18 protein-coding genes are annotated in these 21,917 nt (G+C 69.0%); 9 read left to right on the top strand and 9 right to left on the bottom strand.

Annotation, left to right across the window (positions count from 1 at the left end; all coding sequences use genetic code 11):
* Nucleotides 1-27: 27 nt before the first annotated feature.
* Entirely contained in the window at nucleotides 28-927 is a 900-nt protein-coding gene (locus GY40_RS05475; RefSeq protein ID WP_349236397.1) for a zinc-dependent alcohol dehydrogenase, read from the bottom strand.
* Nucleotides 928-1,078: 151 nt separating this feature from the next.
* Between GY40_RS05475 and mdoH the strand changes: the two genes are divergently transcribed.
* The 5 genes from mdoH to GY40_RS05450 all read left to right on the top strand — a co-directional run bounded on the left by mdoH (nucleotide 1,079) and on the right by GY40_RS05450 (nucleotide 6,763).
* Nucleotides 1,079-2,908 carry a glucans biosynthesis glucosyltransferase MdoH gene (gene mdoH / locus GY40_RS05470; RefSeq protein WP_051987536.1) on the top strand — a complete coding sequence of 610 codons (1,830 nt, stop codon included), beginning with the start codon at nucleotides 1,079-1,081 and terminating at the stop codon, nucleotides 2,906-2,908.
* Entirely contained in the window at nucleotides 2,905-3,663 is a 759-nt protein-coding gene (locus tag GY40_RS05465; RefSeq protein WP_038359286.1) for an FkbM family methyltransferase, read from the top strand. The genes mdoH and GY40_RS05465 overlap by 4 nt, the downstream gene beginning before the upstream one ends.
* Nucleotides 3,664-3,890: 227 nt before the next feature.
* Nucleotides 3,891-4,670, top strand: coding sequence for a 2-oxo-tetronate isomerase (gene otnI, locus GY40_RS05460; protein ID WP_038359283.1), 780 nt, complete (start codon nucleotides 3,891-3,893; stop codon nucleotides 4,668-4,670).
* On the top strand, nucleotides 4,670-5,674 hold the full coding sequence (locus GY40_RS05455; RefSeq protein WP_038359281.1) for a glucokinase: 1,005 nt from the start codon (nucleotides 4,670-4,672) through the stop codon (nucleotides 5,672-5,674). Before otnI ends, GY40_RS05455 begins: the two co-directional genes overlap by 1 nt.
* A 42-nt stretch (nucleotides 5,675-5,716) precedes the next feature.
* Nucleotides 5,717-6,763, top strand: a complete 1,047-nt coding sequence (locus GY40_RS05450; RefSeq protein ID WP_156115874.1) for an acyltransferase family protein — start codon at nucleotides 5,717-5,719, stop codon at nucleotides 6,761-6,763.
* A gap of 10 nt (nucleotides 6,764-6,773) precedes the next feature.
* Here the strand turns inward: GY40_RS05450 and GY40_RS05445 are convergent, their stop codons facing one another.
* On the bottom strand, nucleotides 6,774-7,118 hold the full coding sequence (locus GY40_RS05445) for a hypothetical protein (protein WP_051987535.1): 345 nt from the start codon (nucleotides 7,116-7,118) through the stop codon (nucleotides 6,774-6,776).
* 192 nt (nucleotides 7,119-7,310) lie between these two features.
* On the opposite strand from GY40_RS05445, the gene GY40_RS05440 reads away from it, so the two are divergent.
* The gene (locus GY40_RS05440; RefSeq protein ID WP_038359278.1) at nucleotides 7,311-9,122 is read left to right on the top strand and encodes an ABC-F family ATP-binding cassette domain-containing protein; all 1,812 of its coding nucleotides are present in this window, start codon (nucleotides 7,311-7,313) and stop codon (nucleotides 9,120-9,122) included.
* Nucleotides 9,123-9,327: 205 nt separating this feature from the next.
* On the top strand, nucleotides 9,328-10,074 hold the full coding sequence (locus GY40_RS05435; protein ID WP_038359276.1) for an SDR family oxidoreductase: 747 nt from the start codon (nucleotides 9,328-9,330) through the stop codon (nucleotides 10,072-10,074).
* Between the two features lie 61 nt (nucleotides 10,075-10,135).
* Here the strand turns inward: GY40_RS05435 and GY40_RS05430 are convergent, their stop codons facing one another.
* Together GY40_RS05430 and GY40_RS05425 are read right to left on the bottom strand one after the other, a co-directional pair.
* On the bottom strand, nucleotides 10,136-10,771 hold the full coding sequence (locus GY40_RS05430; protein WP_038359274.1) for a hypothetical protein: 636 nt from the start codon (nucleotides 10,769-10,771) through the stop codon (nucleotides 10,136-10,138).
* Between the two features lie 87 nt (nucleotides 10,772-10,858).
* Nucleotides 10,859-11,752, bottom strand: coding sequence for a metallophosphoesterase family protein (locus tag GY40_RS05425; protein WP_038359272.1), 894 nt, complete (start codon nucleotides 11,750-11,752; stop codon nucleotides 10,859-10,861).
* 356 nt (nucleotides 11,753-12,108) lie between these two features.
* Here GY40_RS05425 and GY40_RS05420 point away from each other — a divergent pair, with 356 nt between their 5' ends.
* Nucleotides 12,109-12,591, top strand: a complete 483-nt coding sequence (locus GY40_RS05420; protein WP_038359271.1) for an NUDIX domain-containing protein — start codon at nucleotides 12,109-12,111, stop codon at nucleotides 12,589-12,591.
* A 44-nt stretch (nucleotides 12,592-12,635) separates the two neighbouring features.
* Here the strand turns inward: GY40_RS05420 and GY40_RS05415 are convergent, their stop codons facing one another.
* Nucleotides 12,636-14,177 (bottom strand): lyase family protein, encoded by a 1,542-nt coding sequence (locus GY40_RS05415; protein WP_248311092.1) that lies wholly within the window; start codon nucleotides 14,175-14,177, stop codon nucleotides 12,636-12,638.
* A 304-nt stretch (nucleotides 14,178-14,481) separates the two neighbouring features.
* On the opposite strand from GY40_RS05415, the gene GY40_RS05410 reads away from it, so the two are divergent.
* On the top strand, nucleotides 14,482-14,997 hold the full coding sequence (locus GY40_RS05410; protein WP_038359269.1) for a GNAT family N-acetyltransferase: 516 nt from the start codon (nucleotides 14,482-14,484) through the stop codon (nucleotides 14,995-14,997).
* On the opposite strand, the gene GY40_RS05405 is transcribed toward GY40_RS05410, so the two are convergent.
* From GY40_RS05405 to GY40_RS05390, 4 genes are read right to left on the bottom strand one after another with little or no spacing between them, the layout of a single operon-like run.
* Entirely contained in the window at nucleotides 14,981-17,071 is a 2,091-nt protein-coding gene (locus tag GY40_RS05405) for a membrane protein (RefSeq protein WP_038359267.1), read from the bottom strand. The two genes, GY40_RS05410 and GY40_RS05405, sit on opposite strands and share 17 nt — an antisense overlap.
* A gap of 2 nt (nucleotides 17,072-17,073) precedes the next feature.
* Nucleotides 17,074-19,911, bottom strand: a complete 2,838-nt coding sequence (locus tag GY40_RS05400; protein WP_038359265.1) for a DUF4159 domain-containing protein — start codon at nucleotides 19,909-19,911, stop codon at nucleotides 17,074-17,076.
* Between the two features lie 13 nt (nucleotides 19,912-19,924).
* Nucleotides 19,925-20,842: a DUF58 domain-containing protein gene (locus tag GY40_RS05395; protein WP_038359263.1), complete on the bottom strand. Its 918-nt coding sequence runs from the start codon at nucleotides 20,840-20,842 to the stop codon at nucleotides 19,925-19,927.
* A gap of 4 nt (nucleotides 20,843-20,846) precedes the next feature.
* Complete coding sequence (locus GY40_RS05390; protein WP_051987619.1) at nucleotides 20,847-21,869, bottom strand: AAA family ATPase; 1,023 nt, start codon at nucleotides 21,867-21,869, stop codon at nucleotides 20,847-20,849.
* Between the last annotated feature and the right edge of the window lie 48 nt (nucleotides 21,870-21,917).

Below are 21,917 nucleotides of genomic sequence, written 5' to 3'. Positions count from 1 at the left end.
TGTCTTGGTCGCCTGACGGATGCGCCGTCAATACCGGAGCGCCGCCGCCAGCCCGTTCCAGCCGCAGGACAGCACTGCGGGAAGCCGCGAGGGGGCTTCGCGGAAGGGGATTTCCTCCGTGATCAACGCATCCAGCCGGTCGTCGGCGAGGAGCGCCATCGCCACCCGGGCGCGACGCGCACAGTCCCAGCGCGAGCGGCGCGAGGCCGGGATCATTCCGACCTGCGAGGCGATCAGCCGGAGGCGCCGCGCATGGAAGGCGCCGCCGAGCGGCGCCGGCACGGTTCCCGCGCCATACCAGCTCAGCTCGACGATGCGGGCTTCGCGCCCGGCGCAATCGATCGCGGTGGCGAGCCCGTCGGCGCTGGCGCTGGCATGGAAGACGATATCGGCGTCCCGCGGCGCAGCGCCGGGCAGGGCGAAGCGGATGCCGAGCCGTTCGGCCGTCGCCTGCCGGCAGGGTTCGACATCGACGAGCGTGACCTCGGCGCCGGGAAGACGCGCGGCGAGCCAGCCGACCAGCAGGCCGAGAACGCCGCCGCCGACGATCACGATGCTGTCAGCCGGGCCGGAACCGGCATCCCAATGCGCATTGAGCGCGGTTTCCATGTTTGCGGCGAGGATGGCGCGGCGCGGGGGCACGTCGTCCGGGACGAGGATCAGGCGATCGCGCGGCGCCACGAAGCGGTCCTGATGTGGATGCAGGCAGAAGACGGTGCGGCCGATGAGGTCAGGGGGGCCGGCATCGACCCTGCCGACGGCGCAGTAGCCGTATTTCACCGGGAAGGTGAAGGCGCCCTCCTGGAACGGGGCGCGCATCCGGTCATGTTCGGAAACCGGCACGCGGCCCTCGAAGATCAGCTTCTCCGTGCCCCGGCTGATGCCGCTCCACAGTGTTGTGACGAGGCAGTCCTCGGGCCCCGCCAACGGCAGGGGCACCTCATTCAGGCTGCATTCACGGCGCGAGGCATACCAAAGTGCCAAGGCTTTTGCCCTTGCGTCAGCCGTGGTTGCGGTCTTTAGCTCCCGCGCCATCCCGATCCGATCCCGTCCGTCCGAGCCCGCCTGCTGCCGATCCATGACAGATACCGTCACGAACCAGCACCTCGCTCCGACCACGTTCCCGCGGGTCGCGCAAGATGTCGAGCCGGTCGGCCTGACGCCGGCGGGCCTTCAATCCGTCGCGAGCCTTCGGAAACGGCGGTTCGCTGTGCTCGCGCTCAATCTCGGCACGCTGGTGGCGCTGCTCGCCGGGCTGGCCGAGGTGCTTGGCACCGGCGGCTGGAGCGCGGCGGATGTCGTGATCTTCACGGCTTTCCTGTTTGCCGCGCCCTGGACGGTGCTCGGCTTCTGGAACGCGGTGATCGGCCTGTGGCTGCTGCACGGCCGGCGCGATGGCCTGAAGGCGGTGGCGCCCTTCGCCGCGGATGGCGGGAAGCCGGCGTCGCTGATGCTGCGCACGGCTGTGCTGATGACGCTGCGCAACGAGGATCCCGCGCGGGCCTTCCGGCGGCTCAGGGCAGTCAAGGACAGTCTCGACGCCACGGGCGAGGGCGTCTGGTTCGACTATTTCGTGCTGTCGGATACCAGCGAGCCTGCCGTGGCGGCTGCCGAGGAGGCGCTTGCCGGCGCATGGGTGCAGGAGATCGGCGAGCCGGCGCGATTGACCTATCGCCGGCGGGTGAGCAACGCTGCTTTCAAGGCCGGCAACATCCGGGATTTCTGCGAGCGCTGGGGCGATCGCTACGAGCTGATGCTGCCGCTCGATGCCGACAGCGTCATGTCGGGCGACGCCGTGCTCGGGTTGGCCCGAATGATGCAAGCGTATCCGAAGCTCGGAATCCTGCAATCACTGGTGGTCGGAATGCCCAGCCGCTCCGCCTTCGCCCGGATCTTCCAGTTCGGCATGCGCCACGGCATGCGGCCCTACACCATGGGCGCTGCGTGGTGGGGGGGCGATTGCGGGCCGTTCTGGGGCCACAACGCCATGGTGCGGATCGCGCCCTTCCGCGATCATTGCCATCTGCCGATGCTTCCGGGCGGTCCGCCGCTTGGCGGGGCGGTGATGAGCCATGATCAGGTCGAGGCGGTGCTGATGCGCCGGGCCGGCTACGAGGTTCGGGTCTTGCCGGTGGAGGGTGGCAGCTGGGAGGAGAACCCGCCGACCATGCTCGACTACGCCAAGCGTGACCTGCGCTGGTGCCTCGGGAACCTGCAATATCTCAAGCTGCTCGACCTGCCGGCATTGAAGCCGATGAGCCGCTTCCAGCTCGTCTGGGCGATCCTGATGTTCCTCGGCCTGCCGGCCTGGACCTTGATGATCGCGCTGCTACCGTTCAAGGTCTTCGAGGATCGCGCCATCGCCGATTATCCGGTCGTTCTGGCGGCAGGGCTCTATGGGCTGTTCCTGACGATGCATTTCGTGCCGAAGCTCGCCGGCTTTGCCGATACGCTGCTGGAAAAAGGCGGTGCCGCGCGCCATGGCGGCGGCACCCGCTTCCTTGCATCGGCCGTCATCGAGACCGTGTTCGGCTTCCTGCAGAGCGCCGTCTCCAGCCTGCGCACGACGCTGTTCATGATCGGGCTTGCCTTCGGCCGGGCGCACATCGGCTGGAACGGGCAGGCGCGCGATGCCCATGCGCTGTCCTTCGGCACGGCCTGCGCCGGCCTGTGGCCGCATCTCCTGTTCGGAGCCTATCTCTTCGCGACGCTGGCCTGGCTGTCGCCGACGGTCCTCCTCTGGTCGCTGCCGCTGACGGCCGGCTATGTGCTGGCGATCCCCTTCGCGATACTGACGGCGCTGCCGGCCGCCGGGGCCTGGCTGGCGCGACATGGGCTCTGCGCCATTCCGGAGGATTTCGCGCCGCCGCCGGTGCTGGCGGCCATCGGTGCGGGAGAGCGCGGATGAACGCCGTCGCCTATCCCAAAGGTACGGTGAAGGCGCTCTCGCGCAGCCTGAGAATGCATTATGGCGACAAGGAACGTCAGGCGGCGATGGACCGGCTCCACGGCGCCTTCCTGACGCCCGGCGACCTCGTCTTCGACATCGGCGCCCATGTCGGCGACCGGATCTCGTCCTTCCGGCGCCTCGGCGCCCGCGTGGTGGCGCTGGAGCCGCAGCCGGGACCGGCGCGGATCATCCGGCTGATCCATCGGCGCGACCCGCGCGTGACGCTGATCGAGGCGGCCTGCGGCGACCATGAGGGCTCGATCGCACTCAGGATCGACAGCGCCAATCCGGCGGTCTCGAGCGCCTCGGCCGCCTTCATCGGCGCGGCGACCGATGCAGAGGGCAGGGCGGGGCAGGGCTGGGATCACGAGATCACGGTGCCTTGCACAACGCTCGACAAGCTGATCGCGCGATACGGCCTGCCGCATCTGCTCAAGATCGATGTCGAAGGCTTCGAGGCGCATGTGCTGGCCGGGCTGACCAAGCCGGTGCAGGTGATCTGCTTCGAGTTCAAGACGATCCAGCACGATGTCGCCGAGGGCTGTCTGGCGCTGCTGGAAACGCTCGGGCGCTATCGCTTCAACGTCGCACTTGGGGAGACCCAGAGGCTCGCGCTGGCGGAGGCCGTCACGGCCGAGGCGATGGGGGATTATCTGCGCGGGCTGCCTCGGACAGCCGGCTCGGGCGACGTCTACGCCATCCTGCAGAGCTGAATCCATCACCGCATAGGCTATCCGTCGGAACGCATCGCCGCCGTGTCGCGTTGGGTCATGACGCGGCCGGCTCGGCGCGCTAGCTTGCGCCGGTCGTTCAGACCTTGAGCGTTCCCGCGTTTCTCCGAAGCGTGGAAAGGCTCTCGATCCTTGTCGTGTCGCATTGTCTTCAGGCGAACCGGTATCCGCTTCGCTCGAAACTACTCTAAGTCTGCCAGAGGCCGTTCATGCCGCGCTTTGCCGCCAATCTCTCGATGATGTTCACGGAGTGGGGCTTCCTCGATCGTTTCAAGGCTGCGTCGGAAGCAGGGTTCGAGGCCGTCGAATTCCTGTTCCCCTATGAGCATGCGCCCGAGCAGGTCGGGCTGGCGCTGGCCGGCGGCGAGTTGGAGCAGGCACTGTTCAACCTGCCGCCGGGCGACTGGGCGGCCGGAGAGCGCGGCATCGCGGCGCTGGCCGGGCGCGAGGCGGAGTTCAAGGCTTCCGTCGATACGGCGCTGGCCTATGTCCATGAGACCGGCGTCCCACGCCTGCACATGATGGCGGGGCTTGCCGACCCCGACGACCCGACCGCACAGAAAACCTATCGTGCCTCGATCGCCTATGCCGCCGACAGGCTCGGCGAGCACGGCATCGACCTTCTGCTCGAGCCGATCAACGGCAAGGACATGCCGGGCTATTTCCTCAACGATTTCGACCGGGCCGCCGCTTATGTGCGCGAGGCCGGGCGGCCGAACGTGAAGCTGCAATTCGACATGTATCACTGCGCGCTGATCCATGGCGACGTGTCGGGCAAGCTCAAGGCGCTCTACCCACTCGTCGGCCATGTCCAGATCGCGCGGGCCAATGGCCGGCACGAGCCCGATGCCTCCGGCCCCGACTATCCCCGGCTCTTCGCCGAGCTCGACGCGCTCGGCTATGGCGGCTTCGTCGGCTGCGAGTACAAGCCGGAGCACGGGACGCTGGAGGGGCTCGGCTGGTTCGCGCCCTGGCGAAAGCCGCTCTGATGCGCCCGCCATCGATCGCCTATCCCGTCCTGCTCGCCGATATCGGCGGCACGAACTGCCGGCTCTCGCTGGCGGGGGATCCAGACAGCCCGCAGCGTGCCCTGGCGCGGATCGGCACGGGCAGCTACCCGACGCCGGAAGCGGCTTTCGAGAGCGTCATCGCCGAACTGCCGGAACGGCCGCGCTCGGCGATCCTCGCCGTGGCCGGGCCGCTCGATGGCCGCAGCGCCCAGTTGACCAATGCGAGCTGGCAGTTCGACGGGCCGCGGATCGCCCAGGCTCTCAGCTTGAACCAAGGGCTCCTGGTCAATGATTTCGAAGCCCTCGCGGCTTCCCTCGCGGTCTTGAATCCGGGCGATGTCGAGACGCTGGTCGAGGGTGATCCGGAGCCGGAGGGGGTGAAGCTCGTGCTCGGTCCGGGTACGGGGTTCGGCGCCTCGGCGTTGCTGACGCGCGGCGAGCGCGGTTTCCTGATCCCGACCGAGGCAGGGCATATCGGCATTGGCCCGGAAGACCCGACGGAACAGCGGATGTGGCCGGTGCTGGCGGCCGGGCTGCCGCGCCTCACGGTCGAGCATCTGCTCAGCGGCGACGGGCTCGTCCGCCTCCACCGCGCCGTGGTCGCAACCTCGGGCATGGCGGAGGCCGATACCAGCGCTGCCGATATCAGCCGCCTCGCGCTGGACGGAAATCCGGCGGCGCTGATGACGGTCGTCTGCTTCTGGCGCCTGCTCGCGCGCGTCGCGGGCGATCTCGCCCTCTCGTTCAAGGCGACGGGCGGGGTCTTCATCGCGGGCGGCATCGCGCCAAAGCTCCTGCCGCTGGCCGATCGCGCGACCGTCAAGGCCGTCTTCGCGGGCAAGCCGCCGATGGAGGCTCTCGCGGCGCGCTTCGCCCTGCATGTCATCACGGCGCAGGATGCCGCCGAGCAGGGGCTTGCGGCGATCGCGGCCAATCTGCCGCGTTTCGGCCTCGACGATCCCAAGCGGTTGTGGTTTGGCTGAGCGCCTTCCACAGACCCGTCCTTCGGAAAACATCGAGATCGCGTGCAGCCCATCCATTCCATTCAGGTCCTGCGCGCGCTCGCGGCGTTCATGGTCGCCGTGCACCATGTCCAGCCCGATGCCGCCATCGTGGCGGAGCGCGCGGGGCTCGCCTTCGCCCGCAACGACATGCTGCCCTGGATGGCCGGAGTCGATATCTTCTTCGTCGTCTCCGGTTTCATCATGGTCCATGCCTCGCAGGACCTGTTCGGGCGGCAGGGTGCTTCGCTCACCTTCCTGAGGCGGCGCCTCGCCCGCATCGTGCCGCTCTACTGGGCGATGACGACGCTGTTCCTGCTGGTCGGCCTCGCCGTTCCGGCGCTTCTCAATTCGGGCGCGCCGAGCTTCGGCCAGATCCTCGGCTCCTATCTGTTCTGGCCCATGGTCTCGACGCAAGGGGTGGTGCAGCCGGTCTATTCGCTGGGCTGGACGCTGAATTACGAGATGCTGTTCTACGCCCTGTTCGCCGTCGGGCTCCTGCTGCCGGCGCGCTGGACCTTGCCGGCGGTCGCGCTGGCGCTGGCGCTGCTGGTCGCAGCGGAGAGCCTGGGCGGGCCGACGCCGTTGCCCTTCGCGTTCTGGGGGCAGCCGATCGTCCTCGAATTCGCCGCCGGCATGGGTATCGCGGTGTTGCGCGGGCGAGGCTTGCGCCTGCATGGCGTGGTGCGGATCGCGGTCGCGGCGGCCGGCGTTGCGGTGCTGGTTGCCGCGGCGCATGTTCCGGGAACCGATGGCGGCTGGAGCAGCGTGCTCTGGCGCGGATCGGCGGCCCTGCTGCTGGTGCTGGCGGCTTCCTGCGGCCGGGAGGGCATCGTACCGCTGCTGCCGGTCAAGGCGCTGGCGGCGGTCGGTGACGCCTCCTATGCGCTCTACCTCGTCCACCCCTTCGTGATCCGGGGCATGCGCGAGGCCGTGCTGCGGGTGGGGCTGGCCTGGCCGGCGCTTTACATCGTGCTCGCGCTGACCGGCGCGGTCGTCGCGGCGCTGCTGCTCCATCGCTGTTTCGAGCGGCCGGCGACGCGGCTGGCGCGGCACTGGCTCGGGGGCTGAACCCGACCTCTCAGCTCAGCTTCATGCCCTTGAGCGACTGGCCGACGACGCCACCGTCCTTGCGCCGTTGGGCGCGCCTGGACTTGATCGTCTCGACATGCTCGGGCTGCGGATAATAGCCGCGCTCCATGATCTCGAGCGAATATTCCTCATAGGTCAGGCCGAGCGCCTCGGCCTTCTCCTGCCGGCTGATGGCGACCTCGCGCGGCTTCTTCCAGGCCTTGCGATGGGCGAAGCGCCAGTCGAAATAGCGGCCGATCGTGCCCTTGCCGGTTTCCGCGCGCCGCTTGCGTTCTTGCAGCGGCGGCCCGCCATTGTGGCCGATTCCGATGGGGCGCGGGCGGGCTGACGGCATGGGCTGGCTTTCGACTCGATGCGAGGGCCACGATAAGGGCGCGATTTCGGCTGGCAAGCAGCATGCCATGCCCGGTGGGCGTGACAGCAGCGCCTGCACTCTCGTCTTCATGCAGCATCGGATCGATCCGAAAAGTGGTTTCCACTTTTCGGTCCGATGCTCTATCCCGCAGGCCAGTTCACAGGACGAACCATGGCCCCTTTGCTGCATCTGCGCGACGTCGCGCTCACCTTCGGCGGACAGCCGCTGCTCGAAGCGGCCGAGATATCCGTTTCGGCCGGCGAGCGGGTCAGCCTCGTCGGGCGCAACGGCTCGGGCAAGTCGACCCTGCTCAAGATCGCTGCGGGGCTCGTCGAGCCCGACCATGCCGAGCGCTTCGTGCAGCCCGGCGCGACCATCCGCTATTTGCCGCAGGAGCCGGATTTCACCGGCTACAAGACCTCGCTCGCCTATGTCGAAGCTGGCCTTGGGCCGGGTGACGACGCCTATCGTGCGCAATATCTCGTCACGGAACTCGGCCTGACCGGGGAGGAGGATCCCGCCACCATGTCGGGTGGCGAGTCCCGGCGCGCGGCGCTGGCGCGGGTGCTGGCGCCGGAGCCGGACATTCTGCTTCTCGACGAACCGACCAACCATCTCGACCTGCCCGTCATCGAATGGCTGGAGCAGGAATTGAAGTCGTTGCGCTCGGCCATGGTGCTGATCAGCCACGACCGGCGCTTCCTGACCTCGCTGTCACGCGCCACCGTCTGGCTCGATCGCGGCGTGACGCGGCGGATGGAGAAGGGCTTCGGAGATTTCGAGGCCTGGCGCGACGAGGTGCTGGCTCAGGAGGAGCTCGACCGCCACAAGCTCGACCGCAAGATCGCGCGTGAGGAGGACTGGCTGCGCTATGGCGTCAGCGCCCGGCGCACCCGCAACCAGCGCCGGCTTGGCGAGCTGTTCGCGCTGCGCGACCAGCGCCGCACCGCACGCGTCGCCACCGGCAATGTCCGGCTGGAGGCGAGCGAGGCGCAGACCTCCGGCAAGCTCGTGATCGAGGCGGTGGATGTCGCCAAGGCCTATGGCGATAACGTCGTCGTCAAGAACCTGTCGCTTAGGGTGGCGCGCGGCGACCGGATCGGCATCGTCGGACCGAACGGGGCCGGCAAGACCACGCTGATCAATTTGCTGACCGGCGGGCTTCAGCCCGATTCCGGCACGGTGAAGCTCGGCACCTCGCTGGAGATGATGACGCTCGACCAGCGCCGCGAAAGCCTCGATCCGGCGACGCCGCTGGGCGATGCGCTGACCGGCGGCGGCTCGGACCAGGTCATGGTCGGCGGCCAGCCGCGCCATGTCATCTCCTATATGAAGGACTTCCTGTTCCAGCCTTTGCAGCGTGGCACGGCGGTCGGCGCGCTCTCGGGCGGGGAGCGCGGGCGCCTGATGCTGGCGCGCGCGCTCGCGAAGCCCTCGAACCTGCTGGTGCTGGACGAGCCGACCAACGATCTCGACCTCGAGACGCTCGACCTGTTGCAGGAGCTGCTGGCCGATTATCAGGGCACGGTGCTGCTGGTCAGCCATGATCGCGACTTCCTCGACCGGGTCGTCTCGGCCGTGCTGATCTCGGATGGCGACGGGGTCTGGACCGAATATGCCGGCGGCTATTCCGACATGCTGACGCAGCGTGGGCGCGGCGTCGGCGCGAAGGCGAGGGCCGTCGAGAAGCCGTCCGCCGCCACGCCGAAATCCGCTCCCTCGGCCGCGCCCGCCGCTTCGAGCGCCAAACGCAAGCTCTCCTTCAACGAGAAGCATGCGCTCGAAACGCTGCCGAAGAAGATCGAGGCGTTGCAGGCGGAAGCCGCCAAGCTCAACGCCGCCGTGGCGGGCGATCTCTACACCCGCGACCCGAAGCTCTTCGCCAAGGCGACGGCGCGGCTGGAAGAGGTCGCGCGCGAGATCGGCGACGCGGAGGAGCGCTGGCTGGAGCTCGAGATGCTGCGTGAGGAGATCGGGGCGTAACCCCTCGCCGTCATGCTCGGGCTTGACCCGAGCATCTCGTAAACCAGCGCTCTCTCGTCATGAGGTTCTCGGGTCTGCGCTTCGCTTCGCCCGAGAATGACGAGTAGCCATTCGATTTCCGTATCCGGCCCCGCCCAAAAGCGCATTTACGACCGCGCTCAATCGTTTCAAACATCGCGGCAAATCGAGATCACGAGGAACGACCATGAGACTGAAGGGCAAAACGGCGCTGGTGACCGGCGCGGCACAGGGTTTCGGCTTCGGCATCGCCGAGACTTTCGTGCGCGAGGGCGCGCGCGTCGCGGTGCTCGATATCAACGGCGACAAGGCGAAGGAGGCCGCGAAGGCGATCGGCCGCAAGGCTTTCGCCGTCACCTGCGATGTCGGCAAGGCCAAGAGCGTCGACAAGGCGGTGGAGAAGATCCTCGCCAAGGTCGGGCGGCTCGACATCGTCGTCAACAATGCCGGCACGACCCATCGCAACAAGCCGATGACCGAGGTGACCGAGGAGGAGTTCGACCGGATCTTCGCGGTCAATGTGAAGTCGATCTACCTGATGGCGCGGGCGACCGTGCCGCATTTCCGCGAGCATGGCGGCGGCGTCATCCTGAATATCGGCTCGACGGCGGGCGTGCGGCCGCGCCCGGGCCTGACCTGGTACAATGGCTCGAAGGGCGCCGCGAACCTGATCTCGCAATCGATGGCGGTCGAGCTCGCGCCGGACAAGATCCGCGTCAACGCCATCGCGCCGGTCGCGGGCGAGACGCCGCTGCTGGCCACCTTCATGGGGGAAGACACGCCGGAGCGGCGCGCGCAGTTCACGGCCTCGATTCCGTGGGGCCGCTTCTCGACGCCGCAGGACATCGCCAATGCCGCGTTGTTCCTCTGCTCGGACGAGGCCGACATGGTGACCGGCAGCGTGCTGGCCGTCGATGGCGGGCGCTGCGTCTGAGCGGGCCGGCTACAGCATCGGCTTTTCCCGAAAACCGCAGTCCGCTTTTCGGGCCGATGTCCTATTTCAGACCGCGCCGGCCGAATTCGGTTCGCCGGTGCGGCACCGGCGCCTGACGGGCCGAGCCGAGGAAGCCCGGTGGGCGGGCGGGGACGGGCACCATCGGGATCGGCCTCTCGCCGGCGATCGCCTGTTCCATGGCCAGCGCGAGCTGCGTATCGACGCGCCCCGGGTCGCCGTCGGCCGAGATGAAGCGGCCGGGTGACGAACCGGCGCCGCTGCGCGCCTCGGCGGGGGCGGATGGCGCGTACAGGAGATAGAACCAGAAGCCGCCCAGCAGGAGATAGACCAGGCCGGCATGTTCCGTGCCGTCCAGCGGGCTTTCGTTCGTCCGCACGATCAAGGCCTGGATTTGCAGGGCGAGCGCCGTGCAGGTGACGATCAGGTAGATGCCGGCCAGCAATTCGCCACCGCCGGCGTCGCGGTTGCGGCGGATGGCATAGCTGACGCGCTTGTATCCGAAAAAGGCGCCGACCAGGAAAGCCGTCGCGGCCAGCCGGTAGCGCCCCTGTCCGGGTGGACCGAAGAAGGCCTCGTGCTGGACTGCGACGCAGGTCAGCAGGACCGCGGTCTCGGCCAGGCCGAGCAGACTTGACCTGACGAAGAACTGGCTGCGGCCGAGCGTTCCGGCAAACATCGCACGCTCCTTCCCTGAAGAGAGCCTACGACCTGCGCGTGAAAGGCGGGTAAATGCGGAGGGAGCAAAAGTAACGTTGTGCCGGCGTTACACGGGCTTTGCGTGCAGCGCGATCGTCTGGCGGAGCATGACCGTTCCGTCAGGCTCGAAGCCGCGCTGCTCCAGCGTGATCTGCGGCTTCCCGGCATCGCCGTCGATATGAAGGAGATGCCAGGTGCCGAGCTCGCCATGGCCGAGCGGGCCGAGCGAGGCGGAGGGCACGCCGACGATCGGCATGTCGTGCTCCGGGCCCGGGCGCCAGGCCAGCGAGAACATGTGGTTGTGGCCGTGCAGGACGAGGTCGGCGCCCTTCTGCTTCAGCATGGCCTCGAAGGCGGCAGCATCGACCAGTTCGCGGCCACGCTTGGCGCCGCCGACATAGGGCGGGTGATGGATGAGGATGACGCGGATCAGCTTCTCGTCGCGGGCGCGGTCGAGCAGCGCGCCCGTCCTGGCGATCTGCTCGCCGCCGACGCGGCCCGTCGCCATCAGCGGCAGGGTCGGCACGGCGCTGCTGACGCCGATCAGGGCCACCGGCCCGCGGCGGCGATACCAGGGATAGGCGGCGACGTCGTCATCGCTCGCCGACCAGGGCGCCAGCAGGCTGGCGAGCGCCTTCAGCGAGGAGCGCGCATAGGCGTCGTGATTGCCCGGCACGAAGCTGACCGCCTCGCGGGGGCCCAGCGTGTCAAGGAAGGAGACGGCTGTCTTGAACTCGTTCGGCAAGCCGATATGCGCGACATCGCCGGTGCAGGCGACGTGATCGGGAGCCTGCGCATGGATATCGGCGACGATCCGCGCCAGGATGTCCATGTCATGCGCATGCCGGCGCTTGCGGCGCCAGTTGACATAACCGGTCGCGCGCTTGCCGAGAAGCTGATGCAAAGAAAACCCGGCCAGCGGGCCGAGATGCGGGTCGGACAGGTGCGCGAGCTTGAACACGCTCCAGCGCTTGCCCTCACGGCAGGCCCCCCGTCAAGCGCGCAATTCAGCGCGGTCGGCGGGGCGGACAGGCGATCTTAGTTGGCAGCGCCGGTGAGCTCGGACACGATGCGGGAATCGGTCATCGTGACGGCGGGCTTCCAGACATAGGCCGGCTTGGCCTTGAAGCGGGAGATGATGAAAGAGAGCAACATGGTTCGGGTTCCAGCGGACAGGCGTTTCTATGCGCTCTCATTTGGGGCGCGTTTGTGACAGGGCCAGAGTTAATCTAACGCGTCCGTTATGCAGTTTTTGCATAGACAATTCATCTGGGATGGGAAAACGAGCCGATGGAGCCATCACCGCCCGAAAGGGCTATGCGTGAAGAGCCCGGCCTTTCATGGGCGCGCCGGATGCTGGGGCGCCTGCTGCATCTTTATTTCCGGCTGGTTCGCAGCGTCACCTTCGGGGTGCGGGTGGCTGTGATCAGCGAAGCCGGCGAGGTCTTCCTCATCCGCCACACCTATGTTCCCGGCTGGCATCTTCCCGGTGGCGGGGTCGAGGTGGGGGAGACGGTCCTGGACGCATTGGCGCGCGAGCTGCAGGAGGAGGCCTGCATCACGCCGACGGGCACGCCCCGCCTGCACGGTATCTATTTCAACCGCCGCGTCTCGCGGCGCGACCATGTCGCGCTCTATGTCGTGCGGGCCTTCCGGGTGGATAGCGTCAAGAGACCCGATCGCGAGATCGCCGAGGCCGGCTTCTTTCCGCTCGACCACCTGCCGGAGGGCGTGACGGCCGGGACGCGCCGTCGGCTGGAGGAGATCGCCAAGGACCTGCCGCCGGCCGCCGATTGGTGAGGCGGGCCGGAAGGGCGCCCGAAGATCGTCCGTTCGCGCTCGTGTCAGTTGGCGCTTTTGGCGAGCGCGGTGAAATCCGCGTCGAGCCTGGCGAGAGCATCGGCGATCCGCGCGCGCTTCTCCTTGACCCAGCCATCCTGCTGGTCGAGGCGCTGCCGGGCCTCGCGCAGCATGCGCTCCATTTCGGCCGGCTGCGGGCCGCCGGAGGTGGCTCGGTTCTTCACGATGGCGACGGGATCGAGCGTCGCGCGGAACTCGGCCTCGCTCATCGGCAGCTCGGCCGGCGAAAGCTGCATTTCGGCGGCGGCCTTGCGGTAGATCGCCTGGGCCTGCGCATAGGGGAAATCGGTCGGCTTGATGGCGTTGAGCTTGGCGTAATCGACGACCTCGGAGGCGAAATGGTGCCCGGCGCGGAAGGGCAGCTTGTACCTCCGCATCAGCACGTCGGCGAGTTCCTGGGAGGCGGTCCAGTCGCTGTTGAGCTCGTCCAGAGCCCGTTCGGGATCGATCGCCAGCGCCTTCAGGATGCGGTCGAGATCCTGAAGGGTCCTGGTGGCGCTGTCGATCATCGCGCTGTTGGCCTTGGCGTCCTTGGGGTCGGGCATGCCGGGCGGGATGTTGTGGGCCTTGAAGACCGGGCCCATCGCCAATGTGAGCGCTGTCGAGGCCTGCTCGCGCGTGCCGTTGAGCAGGCCGGGATTGCGCTTCTGCGGCATGGCGCTCGACACATAGGTGGTGCCGCCGCCGGTGGTGCCGCCTTCTTCGCGCAGGAGAATCCAGGGGCGTGGCTGCGCATATTGCGTCATCACGTCCTGGATGTAGCCGCCGGTGTGGAGCGCGATGCCGGTGACGATGGAGCCCGCTTCGACGGGCAGATCGGCGGCCGCGATCTGCGAGGCATCATAGGCGTTGTCGACGAGGGCGCCGAAGCCGAGATAATCGGCCATGCGCTGGCGGTCGAGCGGCCAGCTCGTGCCGTTGAGCACGGTCGTGCCCATCGGCGAATGGTCGAGCCGGGCGTAGAACTCGCGGATGCGCTGGGCATCCCTGTCGAAGCCGGCGACGAGGCCGAGCAGGTAATGGCCATAGCTGTTGGGCTGGGCGGCGACGCCGTTGGTGTAGTTGGGGACGATGGTGCCTTGATGCGCCGCGGCCAGCTCGACCATCGTCCGCATGGTCTTGCCGAGCTGGTCGGCCAATGCCAGCAGCCGGTCGCGCATGATCGCCGCGCGATAGGTCGCGTGCATGTCCTGGCTTGAGCGGCCGGCATGGATCAGCGTGACCTCGACACCGGCCTCCTTGATCATCAGCGGCTCGAAGGTGATGACGGTCGAGGGGCGCCTGACGCCGGGCTGGTTGCCGGCCTCGATCACCCGCGCGATGCCCTGTGCGATCTTGGGGGCGAGCGCCTTGTCGAGCAGGCCCGCCTGGCTGTTGATGACGGTGCTCGCCTTGTTGATCTCGCCGAGCCAGAAGAATTCGTCGCGCGGCGGAGCCTTGTTCGGCCCGCCTTGCTGCTGGGCTCCCGCAGGCAGCGCGCAGGCGACCGCCAGGGCCGCGATGCCCGCCCGCATCAGCTTGTTCATCATGAGGTTTCCTCCGTTTTCGGGGAGGCGCCTGCGCATCGGCATGCTCTGGCCCGCCCGCTTGTCGTTGCTCTTGCAGGTCGAGGAGGAGTTGAAACCAATCGCTGCGAGGCGGCAAGCCGGCCATGGCTGCGCAGGAAGCGATGGACGCCCATGCGAAGCTCTGCTAGAGGCGCGCTCGATGAACGACCTTCACAGCCAGAGCGACCTGCGACGACCGATGCGCTGAATGCGCCTCCCGGCCTGAGCGCCCGCGCGCCCGGCCTTCGTCATTATCCCGCCGCTGCTGTTTTCTCCGGTCGTCATGACATCCCTGCCTTTGACCATTCGCCACGAGCTTCCCGTGGACCAGGCCGCCATCGAGCGGCTGCATGAGCGCGCCTTCGGCCCCGGCCGCTTCGCGCGCACCGCCTTCCGTCTGCGCGAAGGCGTGCCGCCCGATCCGGCTTTGTCCTTCGCGGCGCATGTCGGCACCTTCCTCGTGGGCTCGGTCAAGGTGACGCCGGTCGCCGCCGGCGGACATACGGCGCTGATGCTCGGGCCGCTGACGGTCGATCCGGCCTTCGAGGGCAGGGGGATCGGCGCGGCACTGATGAACCGCTCGATCGAGGCGGCGCGCGCGGCCGGGCACGACCTCGTCATGCTGATCGGCGATGCGCCCTATTACGCCCGCTTCGGCTTCAAGGTCATTCCGCCGGGGCAGCTCATCCTGCCCGGCCCTGCCGATCCCTCGCGCTTCCTGGCGCTGGAGCTCGTCGAGGGCGTGCTGGCGCAGCGGCGCGGGGCGGTGAGCCCGCTACGGGCTACGCCTCGCGCCTGAAGCGCCTTCCGCTCTCGCCGAGCCAGCCGGCGACGAGCGCGCCGAACAGGATCGCGAGCCCGATCAGGCCGACGAAGAGCGGCGAGATCTGGACGCCGCGGACGATGCCGGAATCGCTGATCCTGAGGCCGATCCAGTCGGCGCCGGCGAACTGGCTGCCGGAGCGTACCGGGACGATGCGCGGAACGTTGACGCCGGAATCGCCTTCATGGCCGATGCGGCGCGAGGAGCCGCCGGTCGACTGGGCCAGCGCCTGCAGCGCGTTGGGATCGCTGACCACATCCATCAGCTCGCGCGGATTCTCCGGCCCGACGCTGGCGAAGGCGGTGAGGTTGTCGGCGGTGAGGCGATAAAGACCCTGCTGGTCCGTCGGGATACGGGCGGTGAAGAGACCGGGTTGTCCGGCTTCGAGCGCGACCTGCCGCGACCCACCGTCGGGGCCGGTGATGGTGACGGGGGAGGGATTGTCGCCCAGCGTCTGGCGCTCGACCTCGACGATGCCGTTGCGGGCGGTGGCGCGCAGCGCCTCCTCCTCCAGCTCCGGCTCCTTCATCAGCCAGTGGCTGAGGCGCCTGAGCAGGTCGAGATAGGGGCCGCCATTGCGGAAGCCGCGGGCCCAGAGCCATTCATGGTCGGAGAGGAAGAGCGCGACACGGCCCTTCTGCTCGCGTGAGAGCATCAGGAGCGGGCGGTCGCCGGGGCCGGTCATCACCGGGGCGGCACCGGCTCGCGCCTGCGCGCCGACCATGCGCAGCCACTCGCCCCAACGCGGCGGATCGACCTCAGAGCCCGGCAGGTCGCGGGTGACGGGGTGGCGCTTGCCGAGGTCGCTGACGCGGGCGCGATAGGCCTCGTCGATGACGCTGCCATCCGGCACGGCCGGCAGGATCTGGCCGAGCGGCGTGCGCGCGAGCGTCTGGCCGCCGGCATATTCGGGGCCGGCGGCGACGAGCAATGCCCCGCCTTCGCGGACATAGCGGACGATGTTGTCGAAATAGACCAGCGGCAGGATCGACTGGTTGGCGTAGCGGTCGAAGATGATCAGGTCGAATTCCTTGATCTTGACCTGGAACAGCTCGCGCGTCGGAAAGGCGATCAGCGACAATTCGTTGATCGGCGTACCGTCCTGCTTCTCCGGCGGACGCAGGATGGTGAAATGGACGAGGTCGACATTGGCGTCGGCCTTGAGCAGGTTGCGCCATGTGCGCTCGCCCGGATGCGGCTCGCCCGAGACCAGCAGCACGCGCAGTTTGTCCCTGACTCCTTCAATTGTAATAACCGCGCGGTTGTTGGCGAGCGTCAGTTCGTTGTCGAGCGGGGAGGCCTCGATCTCGACGACGTTCGGCCCGCCGCGGTCGATGCGCACCGGCACCTGCACGACCTGCCCGGTCGCGACCTCGCGGCGGGCGACGATCTCGCCGTCGCGACGGATGGTCAGCCCGGCGCGGCCGGGGCCGCCCTTGTCGACGACGCGCAGCCGGATGATCTGGTCCTTGCCGACGATGCCGAAGCGCGGCGAATCGACCAGCACGATGCGCCGGTCGATCTCGGCGTTGCGGCCGGTGGTCAGGACATGCAGCGGCGCACGCAGGCCGAGCACCTCGGCATTGGGCGGCGCGTCATGGGCGAGGCCGTCGGTGATCGCGATGGCGCCGGCGACGCGTTCGGAAGGCACATCGGCGAGGCTGTTGGTCAACGCCTCGAACAGGCGGGTGCCGTCGCTCGTGCCCTGCGCGTCGCGGACGTCGACGATGCGGGTCTCGACATTGGGGATGCCGCGCAATTGCCGTTCGACATCGGCCAGGGCGGCGTCGGTCTGGGCCGTGCGGTCGGCGAGGCGGTTCGAGGCCGAGCGGTCGACCACGACCGAGACGACGTCCTTCACCGGCTCGCGGTCCTCGAAGACGAGGGAGGGGTCGGCGAGCGCGATGGCCAGCACCGCCAGCGCGAGCGCGCGCAGGATGGCGCTGCGGCCGGCCAGCGCGATGGCCGCGCCTGCGGCGACGGCCGCCAGCACGGCGAGGCCGATCAAAAGCGGCAGCGGGATCAGCGGGGCGAAGGAGAAGCTCCACATGGCTATTGCCCCAGCCTCTCGAGCAGAGCCGGGACATGGACCTGGTCGGCCTTGTAGTTGCCGGTCAGCGCATACATCACGAGATTGATGCCGGCGCGCAGGGCGAGCTCGCGCTGGCGCGGATCGGAGCCCGAGAGCGGAACCAGCCCCTCACCGCGCCGGTCGATTGCCCAGGCGGCGGCGAGATCGTTCGAGGTGATGACGATGGGCGAGACGTTGTCTCCGGCGCGCGCCGGGCGGCGGCCTTCGTCATCGGCGGGCGGCAGGGTCTCGACCCAGGTGGTGCCGGTGTCGTAGCGGCCGACGAGCCCGTTCAGGATGTAGAAGGTCTTGGTCAGGACGTGGTCGGCGGGCAGGGGCTCGAGCTCGGGAATATCGAGCGTCTGCAGCATGCGCTTGAGCTGGTCGCCCTCGGGCGTCGTGCCGCCGCCGGGCCGGGCGCTCATGGCGTCGCGCGTGTCGAAGATCACGAGGCCGCCGCCCTTCATATAGGCTTCGAGCTTGCGCAGCGTCTCGGCCGAGGGGATCGGGCGGCCGGCGACGATCGGCCAGTAGAGCACGGGGAAGAAGGCGAGCTCGTCACGCTCGACATTGACACCTACGGGGTCGCCCGGTTCGAGCGCGGTGCGGGCGCCGAGCACGGTGTTCAGACCCGTCAGCCCGGCTTTCGAGATGTCGTCCACCGCCCTGTCGCCGGTGACGACATAGGCGAGCCGCGTCATCGCGCCATTGGCGAGGAGCTCGCGCGGGATTGGCGGAAGGGCGGCTTGCTGTGCGGCGGATGGCGTTTGCGCCGGGGCGGGCTGAGCTTCAGCGCGATCGGGAAGGAAGGCGCCGGCCAGGGCGAGCGTGAGCAGGATTACGGCCGGCGCGGCGGTGCGCCGGGCACGACCGAAGCCGAGACGGCCGCCGAGCCAGAGCGTCGCGAGCGTGTCGGCGACCAGCAGCAGCAAGGCGAGGACGAGCAGCGGCGGGCGGATGTCGCGCGCGATCGGCTCGTCGATCGGCAGGATGGGAGCGCCGAGGCTGGCAAGGTCGAGCGCGGCGATCCTGTCGTTCGGGGCAAGCGCATTCACGGCGAAGGAGCCTTCCGTGGGGCCGTAGAGGCCGGGCGGATGCAGCAGCGTCGCGCGCCCGGCGAAGTTGCGGGCGACGGGCTGGCTCGTCGCCGGCGGGCTGCGGAACTGGCCGAGACCGTCGAGTACGCGGGTCGGCGACAGCGTCTCGGCCCGGACTTCCTCGCCCTGCGTGTCGGCGGTCGTTCCGGCGCCGGCGAGATTGACGACCTTGCGCAGCATTTCGACGAAGAGGCCGGAGAGCGGCAGGTTCGACCAGGTGGTGTCGGCGGTGACATGGAACATCGCGATGAGCCCGTCGCCACGGTGCTCGCCGGTGACGACCGGCGTGCCATCCTCTAGCGCCGCCCAGGTCTTGCGGGAGAGGTTCGGCTCGGGCTCGGCCAGGATCTGCCGATTGACGCGGAGCTCGGCGCCGATGGTCAGGCCGAAGAAGGGGCTCTCGCGGGTGAAGGCGGCGAGCTTGCGCGGCGTGTCCCAGGAGAGGCCGCCGCCGAGCGTGCGCCCGCCACGACGCAGCTTGACCGGGGTCAACTCGTCGGAGCTGGCCGCCAGGCGCGGGCCGGCGAAGCGCAGCAGCACCCCGCCGCGCTGCACGAAATCGCCGATCTTCGCGGTCGTCTCGCGGTCGAGCGCGCCGATATCGGCGAGCACCAGCACGGAGAGGTTCTGCGCCAGCAATTCGCCGATCGGGTCGTTCGAGCCCTGGCGCGGCTCGCGGATCTCGGCGAAGGGCTGGAGCGCGCGCGAGACGTAATAGGTCGGGGAGAGCAGCGGCTGGGCGGTGTCGGCCGTGGTGCCCGAGACGATGCCGACGCGGCGGCGCTTCGAGCTCTCGTCGAGCAGGGCGACGGCTCCGGCGCTGCGGATGCCGGCGAGCTCCAGACGCGAGACGGCGTTGCGCACCTCGATCGGCAGGGTCAGGCGCGCGGTGGTTTCCAGCGCCGAGCCCTCGAAGACGAAGGGGGCGTCACCGAGCGACAAGCCTTTCAGGTCGAGCGCGCGGACTGTGCCGGTGGCGGGAGCGGCGGCGTTCGGGCGCAGCACCTTCACCGTGAGAGCTCCAGCCTGGTTCTCGGGAGCCGCCAGAGCGAGCTGGATCGCCGGGCCGGCATGGATGGCGAGGCGACGGTTGCCGGCAACCTGCTTCAGCCGGGACAGGAAGGGGCCGGGGTCACCGATCGCGAGCCCGTCCGACACCCAGACGATCTCGGCCTCCGGCGCATTGCGCAGGACGTTCTCGATGCGGGGCAGGTGGGCGGCGCGGTCTGGCGCATGCGGTTCGAGCGTCATGGCCCGCAGGCGCTCGAGAGCGGTGCGTGGATCGAGCAGCGAGATTTCCGCCGGGTTCTCGGCCAGGCCCACCACGGCGACGGTGCGGCCTTCGCGGGTCGCGGCGGCGATGCGGGATTCGGCGACGGCGATGCGCTCCGCCCAGTCGGGCGCGGCAGCGAAGCCGTTATCGACGAGGAGCAGCACCGGGCCGCGCGCCGGCCCGGCATCGCGGGGCGGATTCCAGACCGGGCCGGCAACCGCGAGGATGGCGAGCGCGGCCACGGCCATCCGCAAGGCGAGCAGCCACCAGGGCGTATGCGCCGGCGTCTCCCGCCTCGGGACGAGGTCGGCCATGATCTTGAGCGGCGGGAAGTCGATGCGGCGCGGGCGCGGCGGCGTCACCCGCAGCAGCAGCCAGAGCGCCGGCAGCAAGGCGAGCGCCGCCAGCGCCAGCGGTGCGGAGAAGGTCAGGGGAAGGGCGCCGAACATCTCGCGTCCCTCCCTAGAAGCCGGAAGCGCCGCGCGCGGCGGCAATGAGGCTGGCGACGCGCAGCACGCCTTCGCTCGCCGGCCGGTCGGTGCGGTGGAGCGTCAGGGTCCAGCCGGCCTTGCGGCAGGCCTCCTTGATCGCCTCACGATGGGCGGCGAGCCGCTGGCGATATTCCTCGCCCCAGGAACCGGCATCGCCGACGCGCAGGGTCAGCCCGTCCTCGAGGTCGAAAAGCTCGGCCTGGCCGGTGAAGGGAAAGGTCTCCTCGATCGGATCGGCGATCAGCAGGACATGGCCGCGCGCGCCGCTCGACGACAGGGTGCCGATGCGCTGCGCCAGCGAGGCGGAGGGCGAGAGCCCATCGGTGATGATGATCGCATCGGCGAGCCTCGGCAGCGGCATCGCTGGAGGCAGATCGTCCTCCGCGTTCTTGCGGTCGGCGACGATGGCCTGGGCGAGCAATTCGATGATGTTGCGCGAGGCGAGCGGCCGGGTCAGCCCGAGATGGCCGATGCGCTCGCCGCCTTCGACCAGCGTCTCGGCCAGGGCGAAGCCGGAGACGAGGGCGCGGTCGATCTTGGAGGTGAGGGCGAGCGAGGAGGCGAAGCCCATCGAAGCCGAGCGGTCGATCCAGAGCCAGACGGTGTGGGAGGCTTCCCATTCCCGCTCGCGCACGAAAAGGTGGCCGTCACGTGCCGAGCGGCGCCAGTCGATGCGCGAAGCGGATTCGCCGGCGACCAGCGGCCGGTATTGCCAGAAGGTTTCGCCCGGCCCGGCTCGGCGGCGGCCGTGAATGCCATGGACACTGGCCGAGACGCGGCGGGCTTCGAGGATGAGGCGGGGCAGGCGCGCGGCAAGGTCGAGCGAAGCGGTGAGGACGGGCCTCGCCGGCTGTCGCTCGGTCTGACTCAGGACACGCGTGCGCAGCATCAGCCTATCCCAGCCGTTCCACCAAGCGGCCGATCACGCCCTCGACGGTCTCGCCATCGGCGCGCGCGGCGAAGGTCAGCGCGACACGATGCTTGAGGACGGGGGCGGCGAGCGCGACGACGTCGTCGACCGAGGGGGCGAGCCGGCCCTCGACGAGCGCGCGGGCGCGGGCGGCCAGCGTCAGCGACTGGCTGGCGCGCGGGCCGGGGCCCCAGGCGAGCTTGTCGGTGATGGCCGCGTCGCCCTCGCCGGGACGCGCGGAACGGACGAGGTCGAGGATGGCATCGACCACGGCATCGCCGACCGGCAGACGGCGGACGAGCCGCTGGATCGACATCAGAGTCTCGGCCGTCATCGCCTGCGAAGGCTTGTATTCGGTGGCGCCGGTGGTCTCCAGCAGGATGCGCCGCTCGGCCTCGCGGTCGGGATAGCCGACATCGATCTCGAGCAGGAAGCGGTCGAGCTGGGCTTCCGGCAGCGGATAGGTGCCTTCCTGCTCGATCGGGTTCTGGGTGGCGAGGACGTGGAAGGGGGCGGGCAGGTCGTAGCGCTCGCCGGCGACGGTGACGTGGTGCTCCTGCATCGCCTGCAGCAGGGCCGACTGGGTGCGCGGGCTCGCGCGGTTGATTTCGTCCGCCATCAGGAGCTGGGCGAAGACCGGGCCCTTGATGAAGCGGAAATGGCGCTTGCCGTCGCTCGACTCGTCGAGAACCTCCGAGCCGAGGATGTCGGACGGCATCAGGTCGGGCGTGAACTGCACGCGCCGGGCCGAGAGGCCGAGCACCGTGCCCATCGCCTCGACGAGCTTGGTCTTGGCGAGGCCGGGCACGCCGACAAGTAGGCCGTGGCCGCCGGCCAGCAGCGTGATGAGCGAGAGATCGACCACCTTCTGCTGGCCGAAGATGACCTGGCCGATCTCCTTGCGGGCCGAGCCGATGGCACTGAGCGCGGCCTCGGCCGCCTCGACGATGCCCGTATCGAGGTCGATCGGCGAAGTGCTCTCGTTTGCCCGGGCTTGCGCCGCCATGTCGATCTCCTTCACCCTTGCATCCTTGCTGCTTTCGGGACGCACATC

Origin of the sequence: Allobosea sp. UNC402CLCol (assembly GCF_000745475.1) — a bacterium.
In the GTDB taxonomy this organism is placed as follows: Bacteria; Pseudomonadota; Alphaproteobacteria; order Rhizobiales; family Beijerinckiaceae; genus Allobosea; species Allobosea spartocytisi.
Note: the sequence above shows the minus strand (reverse complement) of the source record. Positions and strands in the feature narration are given on the sequence as shown.

Bases quoted from the DNA above. Each gene is read 5' to 3' on its own strand.
- mdoH (WP_051987536.1), top strand. From the start codon at position 1,079: ATGACAGATACCGTCACGAACCAGCACCTCGCTCCGACCACGTTCCCG.
- GY40_RS05465 (WP_038359286.1), top strand. From the start codon at position 2,905: ATGAACGCCGTCGCCTATCCCAAAGGTACGGTGAAGGCGCTCTCGCGC.
- otnI (WP_038359283.1), top strand. From the start codon at position 3,891: ATGCCGCGCTTTGCCGCCAATCTCTCGATGATGTTCACGGAGTGGGGC.
- GY40_RS05455 (WP_038359281.1), top strand. From the start codon at position 4,670: ATGCGCCCGCCATCGATCGCCTATCCCGTCCTGCTCGCCGATATCGGC.
- GY40_RS05445 (WP_051987535.1), bottom strand. From the start codon at position 7,118: ATGCCGTCAGCCCGCCCGCGCCCCATCGGAATCGGCCACAATGGCGGG.
- GY40_RS05440 (WP_038359278.1), top strand. From the start codon at position 7,311: ATGGCCCCTTTGCTGCATCTGCGCGACGTCGCGCTCACCTTCGGCGGA.
- GY40_RS05435 (WP_038359276.1), top strand. From the start codon at position 9,328: ATGAGACTGAAGGGCAAAACGGCGCTGGTGACCGGCGCGGCACAGGGT.
- GY40_RS05430 (WP_038359274.1), bottom strand. From the start codon at position 10,771: ATGTTTGCCGGAACGCTCGGCCGCAGCCAGTTCTTCGTCAGGTCAAGT.
- GY40_RS05420 (WP_038359271.1), top strand. From the start codon at position 12,109: ATGCGTGAAGAGCCCGGCCTTTCATGGGCGCGCCGGATGCTGGGGCGC.
- GY40_RS05415 (WP_248311092.1), bottom strand. From the start codon at position 14,177: ATGAACAAGCTGATGCGGGCGGGCATCGCGGCCCTGGCGGTCGCCTGC.
- GY40_RS05410 (WP_038359269.1), top strand. From the start codon at position 14,482: ATGACATCCCTGCCTTTGACCATTCGCCACGAGCTTCCCGTGGACCAG.
- GY40_RS05405 (WP_038359267.1), bottom strand. From the start codon at position 17,071: ATGTGGAGCTTCTCCTTCGCCCCGCTGATCCCGCTGCCGCTTTTGATC.
- GY40_RS05400 (WP_038359265.1), bottom strand. From the start codon at position 19,911: ATGTTCGGCGCCCTTCCCCTGACCTTCTCCGCACCGCTGGCGCTGGCG.
- GY40_RS05395 (WP_038359263.1), bottom strand. From the start codon at position 20,842: ATGCTGCGCACGCGTGTCCTGAGTCAGACCGAGCGACAGCCGGCGAGG.
- GY40_RS05390 (WP_051987619.1), bottom strand. From the start codon at position 21,869: ATGGCGGCGCAAGCCCGGGCAAACGAGAGCACTTCGCCGATCGACCTC.